Source organism: Algoriphagus sp. (assembly GCF_024642405.1).
Taxonomy (GTDB): Bacteria; Bacteroidota; Bacteroidia; order Cytophagales; family Cyclobacteriaceae; genus Algoriphagus.
In genome coordinates this window covers 1-3,568 of the sequence record NZ_JAHEBC010000376.1, presented here as the reverse complement: position 1 = coordinate 3,568, position 3,568 = coordinate 1, and the positions used below count along the sequence as shown (strand labels likewise).

The 3,568-nt window shown below is 36.7% G+C and carries 3 protein-coding genes and 1 pseudogene; all 4 read right to left on the bottom strand.

Going from position 1 to position 3,568, the window contains the following annotated elements:
* A partial coding sequence (locus tag Q0L68_RS18020) for a response regulator (protein WP_296705649.1) occupies positions 1-264 on the bottom strand: 264 nt, incomplete at its 3' end.
* A gap of 3 nt (positions 265-267) precedes the next feature.
* Entirely contained in the window at positions 268-2,529 is a 2,262-nt protein-coding gene (locus tag Q0L68_RS18015) for a lipid-A-disaccharide synthase N-terminal domain-containing protein (RefSeq protein ID WP_296705648.1), read from the bottom strand.
* Positions 2,522-3,262 carry a glycosyltransferase gene (locus Q0L68_RS18010; RefSeq protein ID WP_296705647.1) on the bottom strand — a complete coding sequence of 247 codons (741 nt, stop codon included), beginning with the start codon at positions 3,260-3,262 and terminating at the stop codon, positions 2,522-2,524. Before Q0L68_RS18010 ends, Q0L68_RS18015 begins: the two co-directional genes overlap by 8 nt.
* 74 nt (positions 3,263-3,336) lie before the next feature.
* Positions 3,337-3,568: pseudogene (locus Q0L68_RS18005) on the bottom strand (pesticidal protein Cry15Aa); the annotation flags it as partial.

Genomic DNA, 3,568 nt, shown 5'->3' with positions numbered 1-3,568 from the left:
AATCGTCTCATCAACTGTATCTTTCGCAGTCAAGAAAATGATTGGGGTAGTTGGAAATTCTTTTCGGAATTGCCTCATTATCTCGATTCCACTCATGCCTGGAAGCATCCAGTCTAACAGTAGCAGTTCATAATTCCCGGAAAGTGCTAATTCTAAACCTCTTCTCCCATTCTCCGCAACGTCAACCGCATATGCTTCTTCTTCCAATCCTTGTTTTAAAAAATTGGATATTCCCTGTTCATCTTCAACTACTAGGATTCGCATAGCTTATTGATTTTGGATTATTTTTAAAATTTTCCAGCCATCCAGTTCCTTCAATACTTCCCAACTTTTACTAGAAGGAAGTTCAGGCATTTCTTTATTTTTTCTAGCTAACCAAATTCCAGCTTGGTTTTTCGGATCATTTATCCAGTTAGGATCCTTCTTCAAATTAATTAAAAATGACTTCCATTGATCATCTTTTTGAAATTGCGTTTCCCGGTTTAAGCTTTCATCCCCATCATAAATAGACATAACATTCCGGTCTGATAGGAAAAGAACAGAAGGAAGTCTTTTATCATAGATAATAAGGCGGCTTTCGGTAGGAGTATTTTCTCCTATCCATGAAACCACTCTTCGAGGGTCATTGGTCAACCCTGGATTCTGGCTAAAGAAATAAGTGGAAAGACCTGTAATTCCCATTGTGAAAATCCAAGCTGAAACTATCGCTCTATCCGCCCTCCTCATTCCTGTGAATTGGAAAGCAACCAGAACTGACCCGATTATGATGGCCAAGAAGTAAAACTTGTAGTTCAATGCAATTCTTTCATCAATCAAGGGGGAAAGAAGTAAGGCTATCAGTAAAAAAATATGGATCCCCAATTGAATCCTCTCCCATAGTTTCTGCTCTTGTTTCTTTAATTTCCCCCAAATAACAACTGCACCAAGCGCCAATCCAGAGTAAACGGGCAGGATGTAAAGAACTAATTTAGAATGGCTCAAGGAAAAGAAAATCACTGGCACTATTAACCAAACCCAAAAGAATTTTGGTAAGGATTTATGACTTTTCCAGATAGACTTACTTTTAGCCAAGAAAATCAAAACCCATGGAAAAGCAGTCAAAATTAGAAGTACCGGATAAAACCAGAAAGGTTGAGATCTGCCAAAAGTATCTGTCGCAAATCGGTCTACGGTATGTTTGAAAACAAAATAATCAAAGAATCTTGGATCCTCTGTGTACAATTTCACAAACCAACTTAATCCAATTGATAGCATCAAGATCCAGCCAATCAAATGAAGGGTAACTGAACCAGGAATTCTTTTTCGATGAATTTTTTGAGAGGCTAAAAGAACCAAAGGTACAATGAGGTCGACGGGGCCTTTGGTCAGAAAGCCTAAGCCTAAGAAAACATAAGCTAAAAGCAAAACCCAAGGCTTAGAATTCGTTTCATACCAAATCCAAAAAAAGATTCCTGCCAGAATAAATGTGGTCAAAAAAGCGTCCGTTGTCAAAGCCCGGCCAGATATAATTACAGTAGGAAATGACGCATAAAGCATTGCAGCCAAAAAAGCTTTTTTCTTATCCTTGACTAGCAATTTGCCAATTAAATAAACAAGAAAAATCTCCAACAAAATTGAAATTTGTAAGAAAAAACGTGCTGCAAAAGGACTTACTCCAAAGATTTTATAGGAAGTAGCAGTTATCCAATAAGTCATGGGAGGCTTGTGATAATGGTATATACCCATCAACTGAGGATGAATCCAATCCCCAGATTCAAGCATTTCTTTACCGATCTCCGCATATCGGGCTTCACTTGATTCCGTAACTGACCAAGCATTCAAGTTGAAAAAGAGTACCATTGCTGTCAAAATCAACAGCAGTCCCAATCTATATTCTTTGATCCTTTCTATTACACTGACTCTTTGTGTATTTCTAGGACCAAAATGAATCATGATATTACGACCGTAGACCAATATCCCAAAGGCCTGACCAATAAATAAAACTGCATCATTTCGGAAAATCGCGTAGGTTGCAATCATAACTGCACCCACCATACTGATATACCAGAATGCCATGGGGAAGTGCGAGTTTTTGGTTTTTTCAGATTGAAACCATTGGACAACAAATCTTGTCGTAAAAACAACTTGACCTAATCCTCCCCAAGTAAGCATTAAACTACTAATCTCAGGATTGTCAAATAAACGATCCAAATCTAAATGATTGAAAAAGATCAAATAAATGAAAAAAACAAAGGGTAAAACCAAAAACAAAACTCTCAGAAAAAGGCCAAATTTTTTCCAGGAATTCTGAATCTGAAGATTTCTTATGTAGATATAGTAACCAATCACCTGACCACCCACAATCACGGCATCTTCTCGAAAAGTACCGTAAATCATCAAAAGAAAAGAGGCTATTAAACTAAGTTGCCAGAAAATTACCGGAGAAAGAACTTCACCTGCTTTCTCTGATTTGATAAGCTGTATAAGAAACCTAGCAGAAAATAAACCTTGTGCTAAAAACCCTACGCCTAGTAGCCACCAACTACTCATTGACTTTTGGATTATGTTTTTTTTGATCAGTAATCTCAATCCTGTAAGAGATTTTTCTTTTCATCATCCATCTTACTGCCAAAGTATCTAGAAATGGCGATAGCAGTCGATTCCAAAGATTAAATTTGCTTTTCCCTGTCTTTCTAGGGAAGTGAGCTACGGGAATTTCTTTTACCTTCCCTCCTTGCATTAAGATCAAAGCTGGAATAAAACGATGCATCCCTTTGAAAAATGGTAAAGAAACTGCTAAATCTCTTTTAATAATCTTTAAGGGACAACCTGAATCCGAAACTCCATCATGTAGCAAACTATCTCTAAACCAGTTGGCAAAAGAGGAAGACATGTTCTTCACAAAACTATCTTTTCTATTTACACGCTTGCCTGTAATTAAATCAAATTCATCCAAATAAGGCTCATACAATAAAAAATCAGAAGGGCTTGTTTGAAGGTCAGCATCAATATATCCCACCCAATCAGTCTTAGAATAATCAAATCCAGCCTTTATGGCAGCACTTAAACCTGCATTTTTCTCAAAGGAAATAAAATGACAATTCAGTTCATTTTGACAAACTTTCTCAATTTCTACGAGGCTACCATCCCTAGATCCATCGTTCACAAAAAGTAAATGTGCATCAAGTTTGGTTTTTTTAAAATAAGGCCGAAAAGATTCTATTATAGCAGAAATTCCTTCCTCTTCATTGTAAACGGGAATAATAATACTGATTGATGCCATATTAAATTTAAAAAGACTAAGGTCTTAGATTTTTTTATTACCTCCTTCAATAAATACTTAAGATTTTCTTAAAATCATTTATTCACTGACCAGGAAACTACCGCCACCATGCTGTCTGCAGTACCATAATAAAGTAGCCATTTACCTTCAAAAAAAACTAATCCCTCTAGAAAAGTCGTTCCTTCTGGGTATTGACCAGATTTCTCAAAAGCAAGTGTTGGCTGAATAAAAGGCTCTTCTACTCGATCTAATAGTTTCCAAGGTTCTGTAGCGGAAAATAGTGCTTGACCACCAGTATAAACTCGG

Coding starts and splice junctions, on each gene's coding strand:
- Q0L68_RS18015 (WP_296705648.1), bottom strand. CDS start 2,529: ATGAGTAGTTGGTGGCTACTAGGCGTAGGGTTTTTAGCACAAGGTTTA.
- Q0L68_RS18010 (WP_296705647.1), bottom strand. CDS start 3,262: ATGGCATCAATCAGTATTATTATTCCCGTTTACAATGAAGAGGAAGGA.